A 20338-nucleotide genomic window follows, 5' to 3' on the forward strand; every position below is an offset into this window, starting at 1 on the left:
AACGGCGCCATCCGCAACGCTCAAAGCCAATCTTGCCCGCTGTCACCGTAGCTCCCCGGGTCGCAATGCGGTATCGGTAGCAAGCCAAAGACGTTCATGGACAAGCAAGCCAGGCGGAAAACATCGTGAGTTTCTTCGAGCGTCTCAAGACAGCAGCATCCGCTGAGTGGCGGGCCTACACCGAGCATCCCTTCACGAACGGATTGGCGGACGGCTCGCTCCCCGAAGCGGCGTTTCGTCACTACCTCGTTCAGGACTACCTGTTCCTCATCGAGTTTGCTCGCGCCTACGCGCTCGCGGTCTACAAGTCGCCCAGGCTTGCCGACATGCGTGAAGCAGCGGCCGGCCTTTCGGCCATCCTCGATGTCGAGATGAACCTGCATGTGAAGCTCTGTGCCGATTGGGGTCTATCCCCGGCCGACCTCGAACAGGCCCCTCCCGCGGCCGAGATGCTGGCCTATACACGCTACGTGCTCGACGCCGGAATGCGCGGCGATCTGCTGGCACTCAAGGTGGCGCTTGCCCCTTGCGTGATCGGATACGCGGAGATTGCAACGCGGCTCGCCTCGCTCCCCCTCGCGGGCGCCGCGACCAACGCCTACCGCGTCTGGATCGCCGAATACGCCGGCGTGCCGTACCAGGAGGTCGCTGGCAAGGCGCGGGCGCACTTGGATCATCTCGCCGATCGCTACGCTACGCCGGCCCGCGAGGCCGAGCTGATTGCGATCTTCAAGGAAGCCACCCGGCTCGAGGCAGACTTCTGGGAGATGGCCTGGCGCGCGGGCCAGCGTGTTGAATAGCGGCTTCGGCAATCGTCAGGAGCCGCTACCTCACCGCGCCACCACCCACACCACCACCGGCAACGTCGCCGCCGCCAGCAGCGTCCCCAGCGCCACCGCGCCCGAGACCGGGTTCACCAGCCGCTGATACTGCACGGCAAAAATGTATGCGTTCGCGCCGGTCGGCATCGCCGCGAACAGCACGACGACGCCGGCGGCGACCGGGGGCAGGTCGAGCAGTCTCGCCAGCACGAAGGCGGCCGCCGGCATCGCCGCGAGCTTGAGTGCGCACATCACCAGGATGCTCAGCTTCTCGCCCTTCACCTCGAAGCGGAACAGGTTGATGCCGAGCGCGATCAGCGCCGTCGGCGAGCCCGCCTGCGCGAGCAGCTCGATGGTGCGGTCGACGACGGGGCTGAGGCCGAGGCCGGTGAAACGCCAGACCACGCCGAAGCCGATCGCCAGCATCAAGGGGTTGCGTGCGAGGTCGGCGATGACGGGCCAGATGATCGACAGGAGCGAGCCGGTGTGCTTGCGGCTGACGAACTCCATCTGCAGCGTGCCGCAGAGCCAGAGCAGCGGCGTGTTCACCGACAGGATCAGCGCCATTGGGCCCGCCGCCTCGCTGCCGAGCGCGGAGAGCACGAGCGGAATGCCGAGCATCACGATGTTGCCGTAGACCGCGCCGATCGCGAACACGACGCCGTCCTCGCTGGTGCCGCGCCGTGCGCGCAGCAGGACCGAGACCGCCATCGCCGCGATCCAGGTGATGGCGAGCGCGCCGTAATAGGCGCCCCACATCCTGTAGGGGCTGACGTCGGGAAATTCCGAGACGACGATGGTGCGGAAGAGGAGGGCAGGGATCGCGATGCTGAAGGCGAATTCTGAGATGCCCTTGTGCGCGCTTTCCGAGACGAAGCGAAACAGCACCGACGCATAGCCGGCCGCGATCAGCGCGAACACCGGCGCGACGATCAGCAATGTGGCCATGCGCTTCTACGACCCCAGCTCGATGATCCGGCGCGCCATCCGTACATTGGCATAATCGATCATCTTGCCGTCGAGGGTGACCGCGCCCTGTCCCTGTGCTTCGGCTTGCTCCATCGCCTCGACGACGCGCCGCGCCTGGGCCAGCTCCTCGTCCGATGGCGTGAACGCGCGCAGCGTCGGCTCGATCTGGTCGGGATGGATCACCTGCTTGCCGTCAAAGCCCATCGCGGCGGCCTTCTGCGCGCTGCTTTCGGTGAGCCTGGCATCGCGGAACGCGCCGCAGGGGCCGTCGATGGCGCGCAGGCCGAAGGCGCGCGCAGCGACCAAAAGGCGCATCATGGGATAGGCGAACAGGTCGAGCGGCGCGGAGGCGTAGCCGCTCTGCGCCGATCCGACATGGCAGTAGCCGTCCGGCGAGATGCCGATGTCGGAAGTGCGGGCGCCGAGCGAGGCCGCGAGATCGCCGACGCCGAGATGCAGTGCGGCGACGCTTGGGTGTGCGGCGGCGAGCGCGTCGACATTGACGAGACCGAGCGCGGTCTCGATCAGCAGCTCGAGCGAAACAGGCGAAGCGCGATCCGGCGCGGTGGCGCGAAGGCGATCGGCGATGGCGACGATGTCGCTGACGCGCTCCGCCTTCGGCACGATCACCGCATCAAGCCGGGGCAGGGTGGCGAGCGTGCGGATTTCCACTGCGATGAACGGGCTGTCGACCGCGTTGAGTCTGACCGCGACGCGCTTGCTGCCCCAGTCGAGCGATGACAGCGACTGGGCCGCTTCAGCCAGCGCAACGCCCTTTTCGGCGGGCGGCACGGCGTCTTCGAGATCCATGAACACCGCGTCCGCCATTGACGCTGCCGCCTTGGCGACGAGGCGGGCGCGATGGGCGGGAACAGCCAGATAGGCCCGGCTCGGCCGCAGCAAGGCCATGTCAATTCTCCCCGCTGAGGCCGAGCTCGCGGAGAATGGCGTCGTTGTGCTCGCCGAGATCGGGCACCGGGTCCATCCGCGGCGAGACGCCGGGAATGGTGAGCGCAGGCAGGAAGCTCGTCACCGGTCCGCACGGCGATCCCACGCTCTGCACGCGCCCACGCGCATGCAGCTGCTCGTGCTTCAAGAAGGCCTCGACCGAGTTCAGATGCGCATTGGCAATCGCGGCTTCGTCGAGCAGCCGCAGCACCTCATCGCCGGTCATCGCCGCAAAGCGCTGCTCGATATGCGCCTCCAGTTCGCCGCGGTTCTGCATCCGCAGCGGGTTCGTGCGGAAGCTCGCATGGTCGGCGAAGCCGGCATCGCCGAGCACGATGCGGCACAGCGAGCGCCATTCGCGGTCGTTCTGGATGCCGAAGAAGATCGTGCTGCCGTCGCCGACGCGGAACGGGCCGTAAGGCGCGATCGTCGCGTGCCGCGCTCCGGTGCGCGGCAGCGGGCGGCCCGTGCTTTGTGTGTAGAAGGCGGGATAGCTCATCCAGTCCGAGATGGAATCGAACAGCGAAGCCTGGAAAGCCGTGCCCTTGCCGGTCCGCTCGCGGCGAAACAGCGCCATCAGCACGCCGTTGAGGATGTACATGCCGGTGGCGATGTCGACCACGGATAGCCCGACCTTGGCGGGCTCCGCCTCGGTGCCGTTGACCGCGAGCACGCCGGCCTCGCACTGGACGAGGAGATCGTAGGCCTTCTTGTCGCTGTAGGGGCCGCCGGTGCCATAGCCCGAGACGTCGCAGGCGATGACGCGGGGGAACTTGCGCAGCAGCGACGCGGCATCGAGGCCGAGCCGCTCGGCCGCACCGGGCGCAAGATTCTGGATGAACACGTCCGCCTGCGGCAGCAGGGCGTCGAGCACCTTGCGCCCCCCAGGGCTCTTGATGTCGATGGCAAGACTCTCCTTCGACCTGTTGGTCCAGACGAACTGGCTCGACATGCCGTTCATCACATGATCGTAGTCGCGGCAGAAATCGCCAGTGCCGGGCCGCTCGATCTTGATCACCCGCGCGCCCCAATCCGCCAGGTGCCGGCTGGCCAGCGGCGCCGCGATCGCCTGCTCGAGCGAGACCACCGTCACGCCTGCCAGCGGCAGCTCCGCCTCATTCCCCTTCATGCGATCGCCTCCACTCCCGTTCGCTTCTGCCAAGCGCAGGAGACAAGCCGACCGCCCACGCAGTTTTTGATCGGGCCATGATGCTCCTGTTTTGCCCGACGTGTCAAACGCGATTTCGCTAAATCCTAAAATTTGGCAACGCGAGTGTTTGCAGTGGGTTGCCTACTGTGCATGGGGTTGTTTTTGCTTTTTTTGTTGTTGCAGGCGAAATTGGCCGAGAGTGAGCGGCGCTCTCTCCCACTCCGCAACTGTCATCCCCCGCGAAAGCGGGGGATCCAGTACATCGCAGCCCCTCGAGGAACTGCAGACGTCCCTGGATATCGGGCGGGGAAGTGCGCCCGCCCTGTTGCCGAGAGCGCACAGCTCCGAGCTTTCGCATCCCCCCTCGGTTGCCAACGAACGCCCGTTCACCCATCATTCCCTCCTGTTCGACATTTGGGGGAATCGATGCCGGCGTTTCGCTTGAAGACATCCTTGGCCACTGCAACTCTCGGGATTGCCCTGGGCGTCCTGATCCAGCCAGGCGCCGCCTTCGCCTATACGCAGGAAGAGCAGCAGGCCTGCTCGCCCGATGCGATGCGGCTGTGCGGCGAGTTCGTTCCGAACGTCGACGCCATCACCGCCTGCATGATCAAGAAGAAGTCGCAGCTCTCGCCGCAGTGCGCGGTGTTCTTCCGCCGCGGACCTGAGCCGGGCGAGGCCCGCGCCGGCAAGCCGCCCCACGCGGCCAAGAAGAGCACCAAGCCCACGGCCAAGGCGACCAAGAAGAAGAAATCCGAGCAGGGTTGAGCGCAAAGCGCGCGTCCCCGGCTCGAAACCCGGCGTTGGCGCTTCCTCTGCGCAGAGTGACGCAGTGTGACGCCGGACTCGTTTTGTTCGCGCGGGCTCGCGCAGGCCTGTGACAATTACGAAGACGTGCGAGGGAAAAGAGTCGCAAAGCGGCTTGCCCGGCGAGGTTGCATTCCACTTTGCCCCGCCGCTGCTCAAAAAACGCACGATTGCCGGCGCAAACCACGTTTCATTTCAGTTTGAAGCCGCCGTCGTGCCGAGCAGTGTGACTCAAAAGCCAACACTTGTTGTTATTTCGTGGCGGCAAGGCAACTGCCGATAAATTTTTCTTTCACGAATCAGCGTGCTGATTCATTTTCGCGGCCTGGGGTCAATCTGGAGGCCGAAGGTATGAACGTTATTGTTTTTGCATCGCGTAAAGGCGGCTCGGGCAAGAGTACCCTCGCCGCACATCTTGCCGCACAGATCAAGGCGAGCAAGCAGGTCATGCTCGTGGATGCGGATCCGCAGGGCTCGCTCACGCTGTGGCACAAGCTGCGTGGCACCAACGAACCGCCGATCAAGCCGGCCGTGAACTCCGTCAGTGGCATCGTCTCCGCGGCCAAGCGCGACGGTTATGAATGGGTGTTGATCGACACGCCGCCGAACCTGTCGGCCGTCGTCGACGACGCGATCAGGAACGCGACGATGGTGATCATTCCGGCGCGGCCCGGCGTGTTCGACGTCAACGCGGTGCAGGAAACGATTCAGATGTGCCGCGCGGCGCGCAAGCCCTACGCGGTCGTGCTCAATGGGGCGCCGGCCAAGCGCGACGAGGCCGAAAGCCCGATCGTCACCATCGCCCGCGAGGCGCTGGCGAAATTCCGTGCTCCGGTGTGGGGCGGCCAGATCACCAACCGTTCCGATTTGTTGATGGCGCTCAGCCACGGCGAAGGCGCGCGCGAGTATCAGGCCGAGAGCCGCGCGGCCCAGGAAATTGCAAGGCTGTGGGCGGCGATCGAGCGTTCAGTGAAGGCCATTCGCGGCACGGCGTCGGCATCCGGCGCAATGCACAAGCAAGCTGCTTAATTTCATTATTCATTCCCCGGACGAAAAACGCGCGGACGAGCCGCGCGTTTTGCGTTTCCGGGATGTGCTGAAGCGGTCAGGCCACCATCAGCATGTAGAACACGATGACCGGCGACAGAGTGAGGATCACCGACCAGATGCCGACGGCCCAGAGAATGTCCTCGGTGGTAAAGGCCTGCTGCCCGGCGTCGTAATGCGACGCCATCTCATGATGATTATTCACAAACGCCCCCGCGATTTCTTCGCTTATGGGTGTCAGTGATATCGGGGATGTTTTAAAAATCCGGCTGGCAGCTGCCGGCGCATTTGAACACAGGTGCTACCACGGGTTAACCATCTCCGCGCCGGCTCGTGTCAGCCGACCAGCCAGACCCGAAACAGCAGCACCGGCATCAGGCCGAGCATCACCGCCCAGAACCCGAACGACGACACCACCAGAATTCCCTGCAAAAGATCGGTTGGCGCGAACTGGCTCGCGGCCGTAGGCCGGTTGCGATGTCCCATGATCATTCCCCCTCTGGAAAGTCCTTTGCGAAAACGATAGGCGCGATTGCGTAAACGAGACGTGGACGCACCATGCGGCGGGCGCGAAGGCCGTTGGGACGCGGTTAACCATGGGCACGCTGCGTCCTCCCCCGTCGCCGACATTCCGGGACGCGACGAAGTCGCGAGCCATGGTGCGCAACTGCGCATCATGGCTCGCGCTGCGCGCGCCCGGAATGACGAGTGGAAAGACTACGCCGCGACCTTCATCCGCCGCTCGATCTCGCGATCGATCGTGGCCGCGAGCTCGCTGCTCACCTCCACCATCGGCAGGCGCACCTCGGGGCTGTCGATCAGTCCCGTCCGCCACAACCAGTACTTGGCCGGAGCAGGACTGGGTTCGGTGAACAGCAGCCGCGTCAGCTCGGCGACATCCTGCCAGCGCGCCAGCGCCGCATCATGGTTGCCGCGCTTCAGCTCGGCCTGGACGGCGGCAAACGTCGCGGTCTCGACATGGGCCGACAGCACGATGCCTCCGTCGGCGCCGTCGGTGAGGGCCTCGAAGTAATTCGCGTCCTCGCCGGTGAGCACGCGGAAATTCTTCGGCCTGTCGCGCAGAAGCGCAATCGACTGCTCGCGGCTCGCGCCGCAATCCTTCAGGCCGACGATGTTCCTGTGCTCGGCAAGTCGCAGTAGCGTCTGGTTGGTGATGTTCACCGAGGTGCGATAGGGGATGTTGTAGAGCGCGAGCGGCCAGGCGGCGTGCTCGGCGAGCGTCGCGAAATGCGCGAGCAGGCCGCGCTGCGAGGGCCGCACGTAATAGGGGCTCGCGATCAGATATCCGTCGATCGGCCAGTCCGCGGTCTCGTCGAGGCGATCCTGCAGCCGCGAGGTGTCGGCACCGGAGACCCCGAGACAGATCGGCAGCATGCGGCGGCCCGCGGCCATCTCGTCGCGGACGATGGCGACGAGGCGTTCGAGCTCGGCCTCGCGCAATGTCATGCCTTCACCCGAGGTCGCCCCCAGGATGAAGCCGTCGACGGCCTGCCCGCAATAGTGCCGCGTCAGCCGCCGCAGCGACGTCTCGTCGAGACGGCCGTCGCGAAACGGCGTCACCAGTGGCAGCCACAGCCCGTGCAATTGGTCGCGTAGTCCAGTCATGTTTCCATCTCCTTCTCGGGAAAAAAGCCTGAGACGGAGGGCACATGAAAAAACCCCGTCCAGGCGGCGGGGTTTTCGGGATTTGCAGCGATGACGAAGTCAGCCTAGCGCGCGCAACATTCCGAGGTCCCCGGATGGGGGCCTTTTTTCGAGACGCGTGCGCACGACTTCGTGATCATGTGGAAATGATGCGGGGTATGCCCCGGACTGTCAATACACGCGGAAGGCGAAGGGTCTGAAGTGGCAGAAAAAAAGCCGGACCCGAAGGCCCGGCTTAGGTATTGGCCACGTGAGGCCGACACAATCACCTTCCAAGAGGGATTACTGAACTCCCGCGTCACTGGAGGAGGGGGACAAATGCGCAACGCGAAGGCTCAGCGTGCATGCAGTATGTGCTTGACGAGCGTCCTGCAGCAACAGCCGAGGCCGCATGTCAGTCATGCGGAAATCAGGACGGCCAGCGCTGCGCCTTGCTCACTACGAAATCGCGGAACACCTGCACGCGCGCAACCGTCTTCAACTCCTCGGGATAGACGAAATAGGTGTCGAGCTGAATCGAGTCGGATTCGCCGAACAGCTGCACCAGCTTGCTCTGTTCCTCGACGAGATAGTCGGGGAGCGCGGCGATGCCGAGGCCCTGCTGACAGGCGCGCACGAGACCGAGGATGTTGTTCACCTTGAAATAGGCTTCGCGCGGCCCCGAGCCGTTGCGTGCGGCTTCCACCAGCCAGTTGCGATTCTGCAGATGCGGCGCGAAGTTGCCGTCCGAGAGCGTGATGATGCGGTGGGAGTCGAGCTCTTCCAGCGTGCGCGGCGTGCCGAAGCGCTTGATGTATTCCGGCGAGCAATAGGCATGGAAGCCCATCGCGAACAGCTTGCGCTGGATCAGATCCGGCTGCGTTGGCTTGCGGGTGCGGATCGCGACGTCAGCCTCGCGCATCGATAGGTCGAGTTCCTCGTCGGTGACGATCAGCGAGATCCGGATCTCGGGATAGAGCGCGGTGAACTCGCCGAGCCGCGGGATCAGCCAGTTGATGCCGACGCCGGGAGTGGTGGTGATCTTGAGGTCGCCGCTCGGCCGCTCGCGGCTGTCGGTCAGTTTCGCGCGGGCCGCCTGCAGCTGCATGAACACGTCATGCGCGGTGCGGAACAGCAGGTCGCCCTGCTCGGTCAGGATCAGGCCGCGGGCGTGGCGGTGGAACAGCGAGACCGAGAGCTCCTGCTCCAGCGCCGAGACCTGGCGCGAGACCGCCGATTGCGACAGGCCGAGCTGCTCGCCCGCATGCGTGAAGCTGCCGGCTTCCGCTGCCGCGTGAAACACCTTCAGCTTGTCCCAATCCATATCCGTAAATCCGTCGCGTGTTCGAGGCATGATTCTATTCCGCTGCCGCGCGCTCGCTGGCGCGAAGGGCCAAGAAACGTTCGGCTTCGAGTGCGGCCATGCAGCCGAGGCCGGCGGCCGTCACGGCCTGGCGATAGGTTTCGTCGGCGACGTCGCCGGCGGCAAACAGGCCGGGCACCGAGGTCGCGGTCGAGTTCGGGGCGACCTCGACATAGCCCGACGGTTTGAGCTTGACCGTGTCCTTGACGAGCTCGGTCGCCGGGGCGTGGCCGATCGCAATGAAGACGCCGTCGGTCTTCACGTCCGTGAGCTTGCCGGTCTTGACGTTCTTCAGGCGGACATGGGTGACCTTGTTCGGGCTCTCGGTGCCGCAGATCTCGTCGACCGCGGAGTCCCAGATCACCTTGATCTTCGGGTGCTTGAACAAGCGCTCCTGCAGGATGCGCTCGGCGCGGAAGTGATCGCGGCGATGCACGATCGTGACCTGCGAGGCATGGTTGGTGAGGTACAGCGCTTCCTCGACCGCCGTATTGCCGCCGCCGACCACCACGACGTCCTTGTTGCGGTAGAAGAAACCGTCGCAGGTGGCGCAGGCCGAGACGCCGCCGCCCTGGAATTTCGCTTCGGACGGCAGTCCGAGCCAGCGCGCCTGCGCGCCGGTGGCGAGGATCACGGTGTCGGCGAGATAGACGTCACCGCTGTCGCAGGTGAGGCGGAACGGCCGCTGGGAAGCGTCCAGCTTGGTGACCAGGTCGGAGACGATCCTGGTGCCGACATGGACCGCCTGCTTCTCCATCTGCTCCATCAGCCAGGGGCCCTGGATCACGTCGGCGAAGCCCGGATAGTTCTCGACGTCGGTGGTGATGGTGAGCTGGCCGCCCGCCTGGATGCCTTGGATCAGGATGGGCTCGAGCATCGCGCGGGCGGCGTAGATCGCCGCCGTGTAGCCGGCGGGGCCGGAGCCGATAATGACGACCTTTGCATGAACAGGAGCGGACATTTCGATGGACGCCTTTCACGGGGGATTTGCAGCGCGGGCGCGGAACGTGCCGGGAGGCCTCGCGGAGGCGCTGAAATATCAGAGCTAATCTAAGCCTTCTGGTGAGCTATGCAAGAATTGCATTCCCTCTCGGCGGATTTTTCCAACAAGGAACAAAAGTCAATTGCGCTGCACGCGCAATAAAATTGCGCTGCGCGCGCGAACTCGGTATGAGGATTGCGACAAACCATTCCGATACCGCCGCAAAGGCCAGGAGTTCCAATCACGTGTCGCGGAACCTAGACGAGATCGACCTGAAGATTCTCACCGAGATTCAGGCCGACGGTCGAATCACGAATGTCGAACTGGCCAAACGCGTGGGCATCTCGCCGCCCCCTTGCCTGCGCCGTGTCCGGGCGCTGGAGGAGGAGGGCTACATCCACGGCTATCGGGGCCTCCTGGACGCCCGCAAGCTCGGCTTCGACGTCACCGTGTTCGCCGCCGTGCATTTGTCCAGCCAGGCCGAGGCGGATTTGCGCGCGTTCGAAGACTTCGTCCGCGCCGAGCCCCTGGTGCGGGAATGCTGGATGCTGTCGGGCGAGGTCGATTTCATCCTGAAATGCGTCGCCCCCGACATGGCGACCTTCCAGGATTTCGTCACGCACCTGACCGCCGCGCCCCATGTCCGCAACGTGCGCACCTCACTGGTGCTGCATAATTCGAAATACGAGGCGGCCGTGCCGCTGGAGGTCAAGGGACGAAGGTAGGTCTCCGCTCTCGTGCCGCGGACGCTGCGCAGCAACGCTATGCATTGCGGCGCGTCCGGGACACGAGAGTGGTGGAAGCTGCTCCCTGATCGTCATTGCGAGCGCAGCGAAGCAATCTAGAGTCTCTCCGCAGAGGGTCTGGATTGCTTCGTCGCTTCGCTCCTCGCAATGACGAGGAGTGAAAGCGCGGGCCCCGCTCAGGCTAGCAACGCGCTGAAACAAAAAGGCCGCGCGATGCGCGGCCTTTTTCAAATATCATTGCACGGCAGCGGCAAATCCTTACCGCCACTCTACCTTGGTGATCTCATAGGCCTTGGCGCCGCCAGGTGCGTTGACCTCGACGGTTGACCCCTTCTTCTTGCCGATCAGCGCGCGGGCGAGCGGCGAGGTGATGGAGATGCGGCCCTTCTTGGCGTCGGCCTCGACCTCGCCGACGATCTGCCACACCGTCTTCTTCTCGGTGTCCTCGTCGACCAGCGTCACGGTGGCGCCGAACTTGATGGTGTCGCCGGAGAGTTTCGAGATGTCGATGATGTCGGCGCGCGCGAGCTTGTCCTCGAGCTCGGCGATGCGGCCTTCATTATGGGACTGCTCTTCCTTCGCGGCATGATATTCCGCGTTCTCCGACAGGTCTCCGTGCGAGCGCGCCTCCGCGATATGCTCGATGATACGCGGACGATCCTCCGACTGGCGCTTCTTCAATTCTTCCCCGAGCGCGACAAAGCCGGCCTGGGTCATCGGAACCTTTTCCATCGTCTCTCTCGTCCTTCGATCGTGCGCCCGAAACGCGGATGGGCGCCGCAACCTTGATTCGTCAGTCCTTCCGGAGCCCCCCGCAGGAAGCTGCCGGACGTTGACAGATATGGGCTTAGCGCCGGAACAGAACACCCACATGGCCGGACAGTTCCTCCGGCCATTGTGGCTTCATTGCCAATCACTTAGCGGAGGCTTCGCCGCCGCTAGCGATCAGGTTTCCGAAAAGTAGCTCTGCAGGGTACGAACCTCAAGGTCCCCGCCCAAATAGGCGCGGATGCCCTGCGCGGCCGCCACGGCCCCGGAAAGAGTGGTGTAATACGGCACTTTATGCAAGAGGGCCGCGCGCCGCAGCGAACGGCTGTCGGCGAGCGCCTGCGGACCTTCGGTGGTGTTGAAGACGAGCTGGACGTCGCCATTGGTGATGGCGTCGACGATGTGCGGCCGGCCCTCCAACACCTTGTTCACCTTCTCGGTCGGGATGCCCTGGTCGGTCAGGAAGCGCGCCGTGCCCGAGGTCGCCAGCACCTTGAAGCCGAGCGAATGCAATTCGCGGACGGCCTCGGCGATGCGCGTCTTGTCGCTCTCGCGCACCGAGACGAACACCGTGCCCTTGCGCGGCACCCGCGTGCCGCCGCCGAGCTGGCTCTTGGCAAACGCCACCGCAAACGAGCCGTCGATGCCCATGACCTCGCCGGTCGAGCGCATCTCGGGACCGAGCACCGTGTCGACGCCGGGGAAGCGCGCGAACGGGAAGACGGACTCCTTCACGCCGACATGCTTGAGCTCGGCCTTCTTCAATTTGAAGTCGGCGAGCTTCTCGCCGGCCATGATGCGCGCGGCGATCTTGGCGACCGGCGTGCCGACCACCTTGGCGACGAACGGCACCGTGCGCGAGGCGCGCGGATTGACCTCGAGCACGTAGATCTCGCCGTCCTTGATGGCGTATTGCACGTTCATCAGGCCGACGACGTCGAGGCCGAGCGCGAGCTCACGCGTTTGCCGCTCCAGCTCCTCGATCATCTTCGCATCGAGCGAGTGCGGCGGCAGCGAGCAGGCGCTGTCGCCGGAATGGATGCCGGCTTCCTCGATGTGCTCCATGATGCCGACGATGAAGGTGTCCTTGCCGTCGCAGAGACAATCGACGTCGATCTCGGTGGCGTCCGACAGATAGCGGTCGAACAGCAGCGGGTTCTTGCCGAGCACGGTGTTGATCTGGCCGGTCTTGTCGTTCGGATAGCGCGCCTTGACGTCGGCCGGCACCAGCTCCGGCAGGGTGCCGAGTAGATAGTCGTTGAGCTGGTTCTCCTCGCGGATGATCTGCATCGCGCGGCCGCCGAGCACGTAGGACGGGCGCACCACCAGCGGCAGGCCGAGATCGGCGGAGACGAGCCTTGCCTGCTCGACCGAATAGGCGATGCCGTTCTTCGGCTGCTTGAGCCGCAGCTTGTCGAGCACGCGCTTGAAGCGGTCGCGGTCCTCGGCAAGGTCGATGGCGTCGGGCGAGGTGCCGAGGATCGGCACTTCGGCGGCTTCCAGCGCGCGCGCCAGCTTCAGCGGGGTCTGGCCGCCGAACTGCACGATCACGCCGTGCAGCGTGCCCTTGCTGCGCTCCTTGTCGATGATCTCAAGCACGTCCTCGGCGGTGAGCGGCTCGAAATAGAGCCGGTCGGCGGTATCGTAGTCGGTCGACACCGTCTCCGGGTTGCAGTTGACCATGATGGATTCGTAGCCGGCGTCATGCAGCGCGAAGCAGGCGTGACAGCAGCAATAGTCGAACTCGATGCCCTGGCCGATGCGGTTCGGCCCGCCACCGAGAATGATGACCTTCTTCTTGTCGGACGGCGTGCTCTCGTCCGCGGGAGCGCCGGCAAACGGCGCCTCATAGGTCGAATACATATAGGCGGTGGGCGAGGCGAATTCGGCCGCGCAGGTGTCGATGCGCTTGTAGACGGGGCGGACGCCGAGCGCGTGGCGCTTCGCCGTCACTTCGGCTTCCGACGTCTCGGCGAGCACCGCGAGCCGTGCGTCGGAGAAGCCCATGGCCTTGAGCGTGCGCATGCCGAAGGCATTACCGGGCAGGCCGTTCTTCCTGACCTTCTCCTCCATGTCGACGATGCCGCGCATCTCGCCGAGGAACCACGGGTCGATCTTGCAGGAGTTGAAGATCTCCTCGTTCGACCAGCCGAGCCGCATGGCCTGGGCGACCTGGAGCAGCCGGTTCGGCGTCGGCGTGCCGAGTGCGGCGCGGATCGCGTTCTTGTCGTCGTCGCGGCCGAGGCCCTCGATCTCGATCTCGTCGAGGCCGGTCAACCCGGTCTCGAGCCCGCGCAGCGCCTTCTGGAGGCTTTCCTGGAAGGTGCGGCCGATCGCCATGACTTCGCCGACCGACTTCATCGACGTCGTCAGCGTGGTCGAGGCGCCCGGGAATTTCTCGAAGGCGAAACGCGGCACCTTGGTGACGACATAGTCGATGGTCGGCTCGAAAGAGGCCGGCGTGGCGCCGCCGGTGATGTCGTTGGCGATCTCGTCGAGCGTGTAGCCGACCGCGAGCTTGGCGGCGACCTTTGCGATCGGAAAGCCGGTGGCCTTGGAGGCCAGCGCGGACGAACGCGACACGCGCGGGTTCATCTCGATGACGACCATGCGGCCGTCCTCGGGATTGACGCCGAACTGCACGTTGGAGCCGCCGGTCTCGACGCCGATCTCGCGCAGCACCGCCAGCGAGGCGTCGCGCATGATCTGGTACTCCTTGTCGGTCAGCGTCAGCGCCGGCGCCACCGTGATGGAATCGCCGGTGTGCACGCCCATCGGATCGAGGTTCTCGATCGAGCAGACGATGATGCAATTGTCCTTCTTGTCGCGCACCACCTCCATCTCGTATTCTTTCCAGCCGAGCACCGACTCTTCGATCAGCACTTCGTTGGTCGGAGACGCATCGAGGCCGCGCTCGATGATGTCGAGGAACTCCTCCTTGTTGTAGGCGATGCCGCCGCCGGTGCCGCCCATCGTGAAGGAGGGGCGGATGATCGCGGGCAGGCCGATCTCGGACAGCGCCATCATGGCCTGGCCGAACGCGTATTCCTGATAGCGCTTGCGGCGCTCGCTCTCGCCCAGCGTCCACTGCCTATCGAGCTCTTCGAGAGCGGCGCCCGACAGCTTCGCACGTTCGGCCTGGTGTTTGTCGCGAAACGATTTCTTCAGCTCGGACGCGTTGGCGAGCCGCGACTTCGGCGTCTCGAGCCCGATCTTGGTCATGGCCTCGCGGAAGAGCTGGCGGTCTTCCGCCTTGTCGATGGCGTCGGCGGTGGCGCCGATCATCTCGACGTCGAACTTGTCCAGCGTGCCCTGACGGCGCAGCGACAGCGCGCAGTTCAGCGCGGTCTGGCCGCCCATGGTCGGCAGCAGCGCGAAGCCGCCGGGAATGACGTGACGTTCCTTCTCGATGATCTTGGCGACGATCTCGGGCGTGATCGGCTCGATATAGGTCGCGTCGGCCAATTCCGGGTCGGTCATGATGGTGGCCGGGTTGGAATTGACGAGGACGATGCGGTAGCCCTCTTCCTTCAGCGTCTTCACCGCCTGGGTGCCCGAATAGTCGAACTCGCAGGCCTGCCCGATCACGATGGGACCGGCGCCGATGATCAGGATGGTGGTGATGTCTGTACGTTTGGGCATCAACTCTCGCCGGACTGGAATTTGGGCACAAAAAAAGGGCGCGCTACTGCGCGTCCCCTTGTGCGAGAGCGCGGGGTCTTCCCTCGCGCGCGGGTGGGTCTTAGACCAGTTTTCGGGGCGGCGAAACCCCGAAAAACGGCCATCAACCGGCAATTTTGACGGGTTTTGGTCGGGCCTGCCAACCCCGGGCAAGATGCACCAGAAGCGAGGCCGCGACGCTCGTTCCGCCGATCCAACCGAGGTCGTTGGCGGACAGGGTGGCCAGCACCGCACCCCCCAGGGCGCCGCCGATGGCGAAGCCGAGATACATCGCCGAGGCGTTGAGCGAGAGCGCGATCATCGAGGCCTGCGGCTCGATCCGGACGATGCTGGCGATCTGGGCCGGATAGAACGCCCAGCCCGAGAGGCCCCACAGAAAAATCGCGCCCAGCACCGCATAATGGGCCTGTCCGGGCATCAGCTTCAACACCAGCGAATGCAGGATCAGCGCACTCGCCATGCCCGCGAGTCCGAGGGCTGCGGTCGTGAGCGTTCCAAGCCGGTCGGCCAGGACGCCGCCGAGCATGTTGCCGATCGCAGCCGCGCCGCCGAACACCAGCAGCGCCAGGCTGATCTGCGACGCATCGAAGCCGAGGCCGCGCAGCGGGACCGCGAAATAGGTGAACAAGGTGAAGCCGCCGAGCGCCCATAAGATCGTGATCACGAGCGCGATCAAGACGTTGCTGTGACGCGCCACCGCCAGCCGCTCGCCGAGCGAAGCCGTGTTGCGCGGCAGGCCCCTGGGCAGGCCGAGCAGCAGGCCGGCGAGTGCGACGGTGCCGATCAGCGCGACCATGGCGAAGGTCGCACGCCAGCCGAACAGGCTGCCGATGAGATTGCCGAGGGGAACGCCGATGACGGTCGCGACTGTCAGGCCCGAGGTGACGAGGGCGACCGCCCGGCCGCGCCGCTCGGGTGAGGCGACCGCCACGGACACCGCGAGCGCCGTCGGCATGCACAGCCCGGAGCCCAGCGCCATCAGCATGCGCGAGCCCAGCAGCAGGGCGTAATTGGAGGCCATCATCGCGGCGAGGTTGCCGGCGATGAAGGTCGACAGGGCCAGAGCCAGCACGGTGCGGCGGTCGATGTTGTTCAGCGCCACCGCCAGGATGGGCGACCCGACGGCATAGGTGAGCGCATAAGCCGTGACCAGCTGCCCAGCGGCTGAGACCGAAATCGAAAGGTCGGTGGCGATTGCCGGCAAAAGTCCCGCAATGACAAAGCCTTCGGTGCCGATCACGAAGGCCGCCACGGCCAGCCAGAAGACGCTCATGGGAAGATGTCTCTATGTTCAAGGTTTATTGAACTATTGGATGGTTTAGCCCAGGAGTCAATTGGTTCAAGAACTATTGAACATAGCAGCGTTTTGATTATGATTTCCGCATGAGCCGCACACCCCTCCATCCCACCCGCGAGCAGATCGAGCTGCCGATGGTCCTGGATTGCCTGAGCGATCCGATCCGATTGGCGATCGTCTATCAGCTCGCGCAGCAAGAACGTGTCAGCATCGAGCTCTGCTGTGGCGATTTCAGCGGCCTCGGCGCCAAGTCCAACCTCGCCTATCACTTCGCCAAGCTGCGCGAATGCGGGCTGATGCAGACCCGCGTGGCAGGAACCAACCGGTTCATGCGGCTGCGTCGCGAGGATCTGGATGCGCGGTTTCCGGGCTTGCTCGATGCGGTACTCAGTTCGGCGGCAAAGGATGCGGACCGGCTGCAGCTTTTGTCCGAATGTGAAGTGGTTGAGGCCAGCTGACGATTTTCAAGATTTTGCTTCGCCGAAGCGTGCCCGGCTTCGCCCTTCGGGCTTCGCCGCGGCAGCCTTCGCTGCGATAGGGCTTGCCGAGCCGAAGCGGCGTCAGCCGCGAAGGCTGGAGACCCGGCCTGGATTTGAACCAGGATGTAGAGCGTTGCACCGCCCTCGCGTAGACGCTTCCGCCACCGGGCCGGGACGATCATTACCGATCAGAGGCGAGAGGGGCCACCTCGGCGAACAGTTATGCTTAACAAACCAGAGGTGGTCGCGCGATGAAGGTCATGCGCCAGCGATTATGGCCGATATTGGTGTGGGCGCGTTGGACGGCGAACCCGGCCGCCGTCAGCTTGGCGGTGATCTCGTCCTCGCTGTAGCGCTGAAGCCCGATGCGCGAGCGCAGCTGGCGATAATCCGATAGCGCGGTGCTGATCAGCCCGACCAGCGCGTCCTTCAGGAAGCCGTGCCGCAGGCCGAAGCTGAGCAGCGCCATCACGTCCCTGACCATGCCGACATTGGGCTGGAGGATATCGCCGAGCACCAGCTTGCCGGAGGGTTTCAGGATCCGGCGGACGTTGAGGAGGGCGTCATCCAGCTCCTCTGCGGTCATGTATTGCGCGACCGAGTTCATCACGACGAGATCGATCGACTGGTCCCGCATGTTACGGACGTCGTCGAGCGAGCGGACGCGGATCTTGGTGTTCGGGGCGAACCGCGCGATCAGCCGGCCGCGCACCCCGGGGGCGGGCTCGGCCAGGATCAGCTTGCCGCAGGCGGCTGCTACCTCGTTCGCCGACAGCGCCTCGCCGCAGGCATAGTCCAGCACCGCTGCCTCGGGTGCGGGGATATAGCCGATGATGTCCCGCGCAATGATCTGGAAGTGCAAGTCGCGATGCAGCTTGCTGGCATAGATCGTATGCGTGGAGTCGTAATAATCGATCCAATCGTCCATGGTATTCGAGGGTCCCGGCCAAACGGTTCCTATATAGGAACCGGCGCTGTCCGCCTTGCGTTAGGGGTGCGACGGCGCGCCGTCAATGTCCGCGTCCTAACAGGAAGGTTTCCCGTGAGCAAAACCAACAACAAGGTCTCGCCCGATCTCGACACCCCCACCGATCTGTCGCCCGACGGGGTCAAGAAGGTCTCGGAGGCGCTCAACGTGCTTCTGGCCGACGCGTTCGCGCTATATCTGAAGACCAAGAATTTTCACTGGCACATCAGCGGCCGGCATTTCCGCGATTACCATCTGCTGCTCGACGAGCAGTCCGACCAGATCTTCGCCACCACCGACCAGCTCGCCGAGCGTGTCCGCAAGATCGGCGGCACCACGCTGAAGTCGATCGGCCAGGTCGCAAAGCTCCAGACCATCAAGGACAACAACGAGGACTACGTGCCGCCGCGCGAGATGCTGCGCGAATTGATGCAGGACAACAAGCATGTCGCCGCCGCGATGCGCAAGGCGCACGATGTTTGCGACGAGGCCGGCGACGTCGCCAGCGCCAGCATCCTCGAGAACTTCATCGACGAAACCGAGCGTCGCACCTGGTTCCTGTTCGAGGCGACACGGCAGGAAGGCGGCAACGAGGCGTAGAACACAGTGCGGTAGGGTGGGCAAAGGCGCGCTCTTCGCGCGCTGTGCCCACCACCTATCTGTACGGCTCAAATTGGCTCGGTGGGCACGCTGCGCTTTGCCCACCCTACGGCACTGCCTTTATGGCGACCGCCACAACCGCATCAACGCCCCATGCTTCCCCGTCACGGGATCAGCCGGCGGCATCGCGACTCGCGGAATCGTCTTCAGTGCCTTGGCATGATTCTCCGGCGTGGCCCGCGTGATCTCCATCCTGCTGCCCGGCGGATAGGCGCCGATCACGCAGAAATCGTCGCTCGCCTTGATGCATTGATGACCGGTGCCGGCTGGCAGGATCGCAACGTCGCCAGCCTTGATCTCAAGCTCCTGGCCATGATCGCCGCCGAAGCGGACCCGGGCGCTGCCGCGCGCGACGCCGAGCACCTCGTGCACCGTCGCATGATAGTGCAGATAGTCGTAGACGCCGTTGCGCCACGTGCCGCCCCAGCCGTTCGCTTCGAACAGGTCTTCGATGGTCTCCTCGGGTCGCTTGGGATCGAGCGTCACCGCGCCCTGGTAGACCAGGAACGGAAGGATGTTGTTCGGCACGAGCCCGTCATCCCCAAACACGATGGCGAGCGGCTCGGCCCTGTCGCGGACGACGGACATGGTGGGGCTCCTGCGCGAGAATAGCAGGGATCAACGAGGGGCGCCTGCAATGCGTTCCTCTCGTGTCCCGGACGCGATGCAGCGTGCAACGCTGCGTCGCAGAGCCGGGACCCAGGATGCCGCGATATGGGCCCGGTTCAGCAGTGCATCACGCCGCGAAGCGCGGCACGCTGCACTGCGCCCGGGGCACGAGCGTGCGCCTTACGCGCTCTTCTTCTGCCGCATCAGATCGGCAAAGCGCTGGAACAGATAGTGCGAGTCGCGCGGGCCCGGCGAAGCCTCGGGGTGGTACTGCACCGAGAATACCGGCTTGCCGTCGAGCTGGATGCCGCAATTGGAGCCGTCGAACAGCGAGATGTGAGTCTGCGTCGCGCCCTTCGGCAGCGTGGTCTCGTCCACGGCAAAGCCGTGGTTCATCGACGTGATCTCGACCTTGCCGGTGGTCTCGTCCTTCACGGGATGGTTGGCGCCGTGATGGCCCTGATGCATCTTCTTGGTCTTGGCGCCGACGGCGAGGCCGAGCATCTGGTGGCCAAGACAAATTCCGAAGGTCGGCGTGCCCGACTTGATCACGTCCCGGATGACGGGCACGGCATATTTGCCGGTCGCGGCCGGATCGCCCGGACCGTTGGACAGGAACACGCCGTCCGGCTTCATCGCCAGGATGTCCTCGGACGACGTCGTCGCCGGCACCACCGTCACCTTGCAGCCGACGCCGGCGAGCAGGCGCAGGATGTTGCGCTTGATGCCGTAGTCGATGGCGACGACGTTGAACTCCGGCTTCTCCTGGCGGCCAAAGCCCTCGTCCCACAGCCAGGGCGTCTCGTCCCAGGTGAAGCGCTGGCCGGACGTGACCATCGGCACGAGGTCCATGCCTTCGAGGCCGGGCCATTCGCGCGCCTCTTCCTTGAGGCCATGCAGGTCGAATTCGCCGCTCTTGGAATGCGCGATCACGGCATTGGGCATGCCCTTGGAGCGGATCAGCGCGGTCAGCGCGCGGGTGTCGATGCCGGAGAGGCCGATGATGCCGCGCGCCTTCAGCCACTGGTCGAGATGCTTGGTGGCGCGGTAGTTCGAGGGATCGGTGATCGCGGTGCGCAGGATCACGCCGCGCGCACCGGGTGTCGCCGCCATGTTCACCGTCTCGATGTCTTCCTCGTTGGTACCGACATTGCCGATATGCGGGAAGGTGAAGGTGATGAGCTGGCCGGCATAGGAGGGATCGGTCAGGATCTCCTCATAGCCGGTCATCGCGGTGTTGAAGCAGACCTCGCCGACGGCATGCCCTTCGGCGCCGAGACCGAAGCCTTCTAGCACCGTGCCATCGGCAAGCACCAGGAGCGCGGTCGGTTTATGGTCCGGCCAGGCGGGATCGTTGTCATGTTGTGTCATGAGCGCGTTTCATAAGCCCCCCACGCGCG

General features: G+C 64.6%; 20 protein-coding genes and 1 tRNA gene. 6 read left to right on the top strand and 15 right to left on the bottom strand.

Annotated features, from left to right (window positions below; genetic code table 11):
- Window positions 1-125 precede the first annotated feature (125 nt).
- Entirely contained in the window at window positions 126-800 is a 675-nt protein-coding gene (gene tenA, locus HAP40_RS07680; RefSeq protein WP_166818373.1) for a thiaminase II, read from the top strand.
- A 30-nt stretch (window positions 801-830) separates the two neighbouring features.
- Here the strand turns inward: tenA and HAP40_RS07685 are convergent, their stop codons facing one another.
- Genes HAP40_RS07685 through HAP40_RS07695 form a run of 3 tightly spaced genes read right to left on the bottom strand, consistent with a single transcriptional unit; the run spans window position 831 to window position 3867 of the window.
- The gene (locus HAP40_RS07685; RefSeq protein ID WP_166818372.1) at window positions 831-1769 is read right to left on the bottom strand and encodes an AEC family transporter; all 939 of its coding nucleotides are present in this window, start codon (window positions 1767-1769) and stop codon (window positions 831-833) included.
- 6 nt (window positions 1770-1775) lie between these two features.
- On the bottom strand, window positions 1776-2699 hold the full coding sequence (locus HAP40_RS07690; RefSeq protein ID WP_166818371.1) for an HpcH/HpaI aldolase/citrate lyase family protein: 924 nt from the start codon (window positions 2697-2699) through the stop codon (window positions 1776-1778).
- A 1-nt stretch (window position 2700) separates the two neighbouring features.
- Window positions 2701-3867: a CaiB/BaiF CoA transferase family protein gene (locus tag HAP40_RS07695; RefSeq protein WP_166818370.1), complete on the bottom strand. Its 1167-nt coding sequence runs from the start codon at window positions 3865-3867 to the stop codon at window positions 2701-2703.
- Between the two features lie 447 nt (window positions 3868-4314).
- Between HAP40_RS07695 and HAP40_RS07700 the strand changes: the two genes are divergently transcribed.
- Both HAP40_RS07700 and HAP40_RS07705 read left to right on the top strand, forming a co-directional pair.
- Complete coding sequence (locus HAP40_RS07700) at window positions 4315-4656, top strand: hypothetical protein (RefSeq protein WP_166818369.1); 342 nt, start codon at window positions 4315-4317, stop codon at window positions 4654-4656.
- Between the two features lie 390 nt (window positions 4657-5046).
- A complete protein-coding gene (locus HAP40_RS07705; RefSeq protein WP_166818368.1) occupies window positions 5047-5724 on the top strand; it encodes a ParA family protein in 678 nt (225 codons plus the stop codon).
- A gap of 76 nt (window positions 5725-5800) precedes the next feature.
- On the opposite strand, the gene HAP40_RS07710 is transcribed toward HAP40_RS07705, so the two are convergent.
- From HAP40_RS07710 to trxB, 5 genes are all read right to left on the bottom strand, one after another.
- Complete coding sequence (locus HAP40_RS07710; RefSeq protein ID WP_249141263.1) at window positions 5801-5983, bottom strand: hypothetical protein; 183 nt, start codon at window positions 5981-5983, stop codon at window positions 5801-5803.
- Window positions 5984-6078: 95 nt separating this feature from the next.
- Window positions 6079-6228: a hypothetical protein gene (locus HAP40_RS07715; RefSeq protein ID WP_166818367.1), complete on the bottom strand. Its 150-nt coding sequence runs from the start codon at window positions 6226-6228 to the stop codon at window positions 6079-6081.
- Window positions 6229-6459: 231 nt separating this feature from the next.
- Complete coding sequence (locus HAP40_RS07720) at window positions 6460-7368, bottom strand: 4-hydroxy-tetrahydrodipicolinate synthase family protein (protein WP_166818366.1); 909 nt, start codon at window positions 7366-7368, stop codon at window positions 6460-6462.
- Window positions 7369-7816: 448 nt separating this feature from the next.
- Complete coding sequence (locus HAP40_RS07725; RefSeq protein WP_026312114.1) at window positions 7817-8740, bottom strand: LysR family transcriptional regulator; 924 nt, start codon at window positions 8738-8740, stop codon at window positions 7817-7819.
- A 4-nt stretch (window positions 8741-8744) separates the two neighbouring features.
- Window positions 8745-9710, bottom strand: a complete 966-nt coding sequence (gene trxB, locus HAP40_RS07730) for a thioredoxin-disulfide reductase (RefSeq protein WP_166818365.1) — start codon at window positions 9708-9710, stop codon at window positions 8745-8747.
- A gap of 266 nt (window positions 9711-9976) precedes the next feature.
- Here trxB and HAP40_RS07735 point away from each other — a divergent pair, with 266 nt between their 5' ends.
- A complete protein-coding gene (locus tag HAP40_RS07735; protein WP_166818364.1) occupies window positions 9977-10456 on the top strand; it encodes an Lrp/AsnC family transcriptional regulator in 480 nt (159 codons plus the stop codon).
- Window positions 10457-10735: 279 nt separating this feature from the next.
- On the opposite strand, the gene greA is transcribed toward HAP40_RS07735, so the two are convergent.
- The 3 genes from greA to HAP40_RS07750 all read right to left on the bottom strand — a co-directional run bounded on the left by greA (window position 10736) and on the right by HAP40_RS07750 (window position 16199).
- Window positions 10736-11209: a transcription elongation factor GreA gene (greA, locus tag HAP40_RS07740; RefSeq protein ID WP_018643807.1), complete on the bottom strand. Its 474-nt coding sequence runs from the start codon at window positions 11207-11209 to the stop codon at window positions 10736-10738.
- Between the two features lie 213 nt (window positions 11210-11422).
- On the bottom strand, window positions 11423-14887 hold the full coding sequence (carB, locus tag HAP40_RS07745) for a carbamoyl-phosphate synthase large subunit (protein WP_166818363.1): 3465 nt from the start codon (window positions 14885-14887) through the stop codon (window positions 11423-11425).
- 142 nt (window positions 14888-15029) lie between these two features.
- Window positions 15030-16199 (bottom strand): MFS transporter, encoded by a 1170-nt coding sequence (locus tag HAP40_RS07750; protein ID WP_166818362.1) that lies wholly within the window; start codon window positions 16197-16199, stop codon window positions 15030-15032.
- Window positions 16200-16309: 110 nt separating this feature from the next.
- Here HAP40_RS07750 and HAP40_RS07755 point away from each other — a divergent pair, with 110 nt between their 5' ends.
- Entirely contained in the window at window positions 16310-16681 is a 372-nt protein-coding gene (locus HAP40_RS07755) for an ArsR/SmtB family transcription factor (RefSeq protein ID WP_166818361.1), read from the top strand.
- A 116-nt stretch (window positions 16682-16797) separates the two neighbouring features.
- Here HAP40_RS07755 and HAP40_RS07760 read toward each other — a convergent pair.
- Window positions 16798-16873, bottom strand: a tRNA-OTHER gene (locus tag HAP40_RS07760).
- 55 nt (window positions 16874-16928) lie between these two features.
- Window positions 16929-17630: a class I SAM-dependent methyltransferase gene (locus tag HAP40_RS07765; protein WP_166818360.1), complete on the bottom strand. Its 702-nt coding sequence runs from the start codon at window positions 17628-17630 to the stop codon at window positions 16929-16931.
- A 114-nt stretch (window positions 17631-17744) separates the two neighbouring features.
- On the opposite strand from HAP40_RS07765, the gene HAP40_RS07770 reads away from it, so the two are divergent.
- Window positions 17745-18269, top strand: a complete 525-nt coding sequence (locus HAP40_RS07770) for a Dps family protein (protein ID WP_166818359.1) — start codon at window positions 17745-17747, stop codon at window positions 18267-18269.
- 120 nt (window positions 18270-18389) lie between these two features.
- On the opposite strand, the gene HAP40_RS07775 is transcribed toward HAP40_RS07770, so the two are convergent.
- Both HAP40_RS07775 and carA read right to left on the bottom strand, forming a co-directional pair.
- Entirely contained in the window at window positions 18390-18917 is a 528-nt protein-coding gene (locus HAP40_RS07775) for a cupin domain-containing protein (RefSeq protein WP_166818358.1), read from the bottom strand.
- A 201-nt stretch (window positions 18918-19118) separates the two neighbouring features.
- Window positions 19119-20309 (bottom strand): glutamine-hydrolyzing carbamoyl-phosphate synthase small subunit, encoded by a 1191-nt coding sequence (gene carA / locus HAP40_RS07780; protein ID WP_166818357.1) that lies wholly within the window; start codon window positions 20307-20309, stop codon window positions 19119-19121.
- Window positions 20310-20338 lie beyond the last annotated feature (29 nt).

This window comes from Bradyrhizobium sp. 1(2017), from assembly GCF_011602485.2.
GTDB lineage: Bacteria > Pseudomonadota > Alphaproteobacteria > Rhizobiales > Xanthobacteraceae > Bradyrhizobium.

Coding starts and splice junctions, on each gene's coding strand:
- HAP40_RS07685 (WP_166818372.1), bottom strand. CDS start 1,769: ATGGCCACATTGCTGATCGTCGCGCCGGTGTTCGCGCTGATCGCGGCC.
- HAP40_RS07690 (WP_166818371.1), bottom strand. CDS start 2,699: ATGGCCTTGCTGCGGCCGAGCCGGGCCTATCTGGCTGTTCCCGCCCAT.
- HAP40_RS07695 (WP_166818370.1), bottom strand. CDS start 3,867: ATGAAGGGGAATGAGGCGGAGCTGCCGCTGGCAGGCGTGACGGTGGTC.
- HAP40_RS07700 (WP_166818369.1), top strand. CDS start 4,315: ATGCCGGCGTTTCGCTTGAAGACATCCTTGGCCACTGCAACTCTCGGG.
- HAP40_RS07705 (WP_166818368.1), top strand. CDS start 5,047: ATGAACGTTATTGTTTTTGCATCGCGTAAAGGCGGCTCGGGCAAGAGT.
- HAP40_RS07715 (WP_166818367.1), bottom strand. CDS start 6,228: ATGGGACATCGCAACCGGCCTACGGCCGCGAGCCAGTTCGCGCCAACC.
- HAP40_RS07720 (WP_166818366.1), bottom strand. CDS start 7,368: ATGACTGGACTACGCGACCAATTGCACGGGCTGTGGCTGCCACTGGTG.
- HAP40_RS07725 (WP_026312114.1), bottom strand. CDS start 8,740: ATGCCTCGAACACGCGACGGATTTACGGATATGGATTGGGACAAGCTG.
- trxB (WP_166818365.1), bottom strand. CDS start 9,710: ATGTCCGCTCCTGTTCATGCAAAGGTCGTCATTATCGGCTCCGGCCCC.
- greA (WP_018643807.1), bottom strand. CDS start 11,209: ATGGAAAAGGTTCCGATGACCCAGGCCGGCTTTGTCGCGCTCGGGGAA.
- carB (WP_166818363.1), bottom strand. CDS start 14,887: ATGCCCAAACGTACAGACATCACCACCATCCTGATCATCGGCGCCGGT.
- HAP40_RS07750 (WP_166818362.1), bottom strand. CDS start 16,199: ATGAGCGTCTTCTGGCTGGCCGTGGCGGCCTTCGTGATCGGCACCGAA.
- HAP40_RS07755 (WP_166818361.1), top strand. CDS start 16,310: ATGAGCCGCACACCCCTCCATCCCACCCGCGAGCAGATCGAGCTGCCG.
- HAP40_RS07765 (WP_166818360.1), bottom strand. CDS start 17,630: ATGGACGATTGGATCGATTATTACGACTCCACGCATACGATCTATGCC.
- HAP40_RS07775 (WP_166818358.1), bottom strand. CDS start 18,917: ATGTCCGTCGTCCGCGACAGGGCCGAGCCGCTCGCCATCGTGTTTGGG.
- carA (WP_166818357.1), bottom strand. CDS start 20,309: ATGACACAACATGACAACGATCCCGCCTGGCCGGACCATAAACCGACC.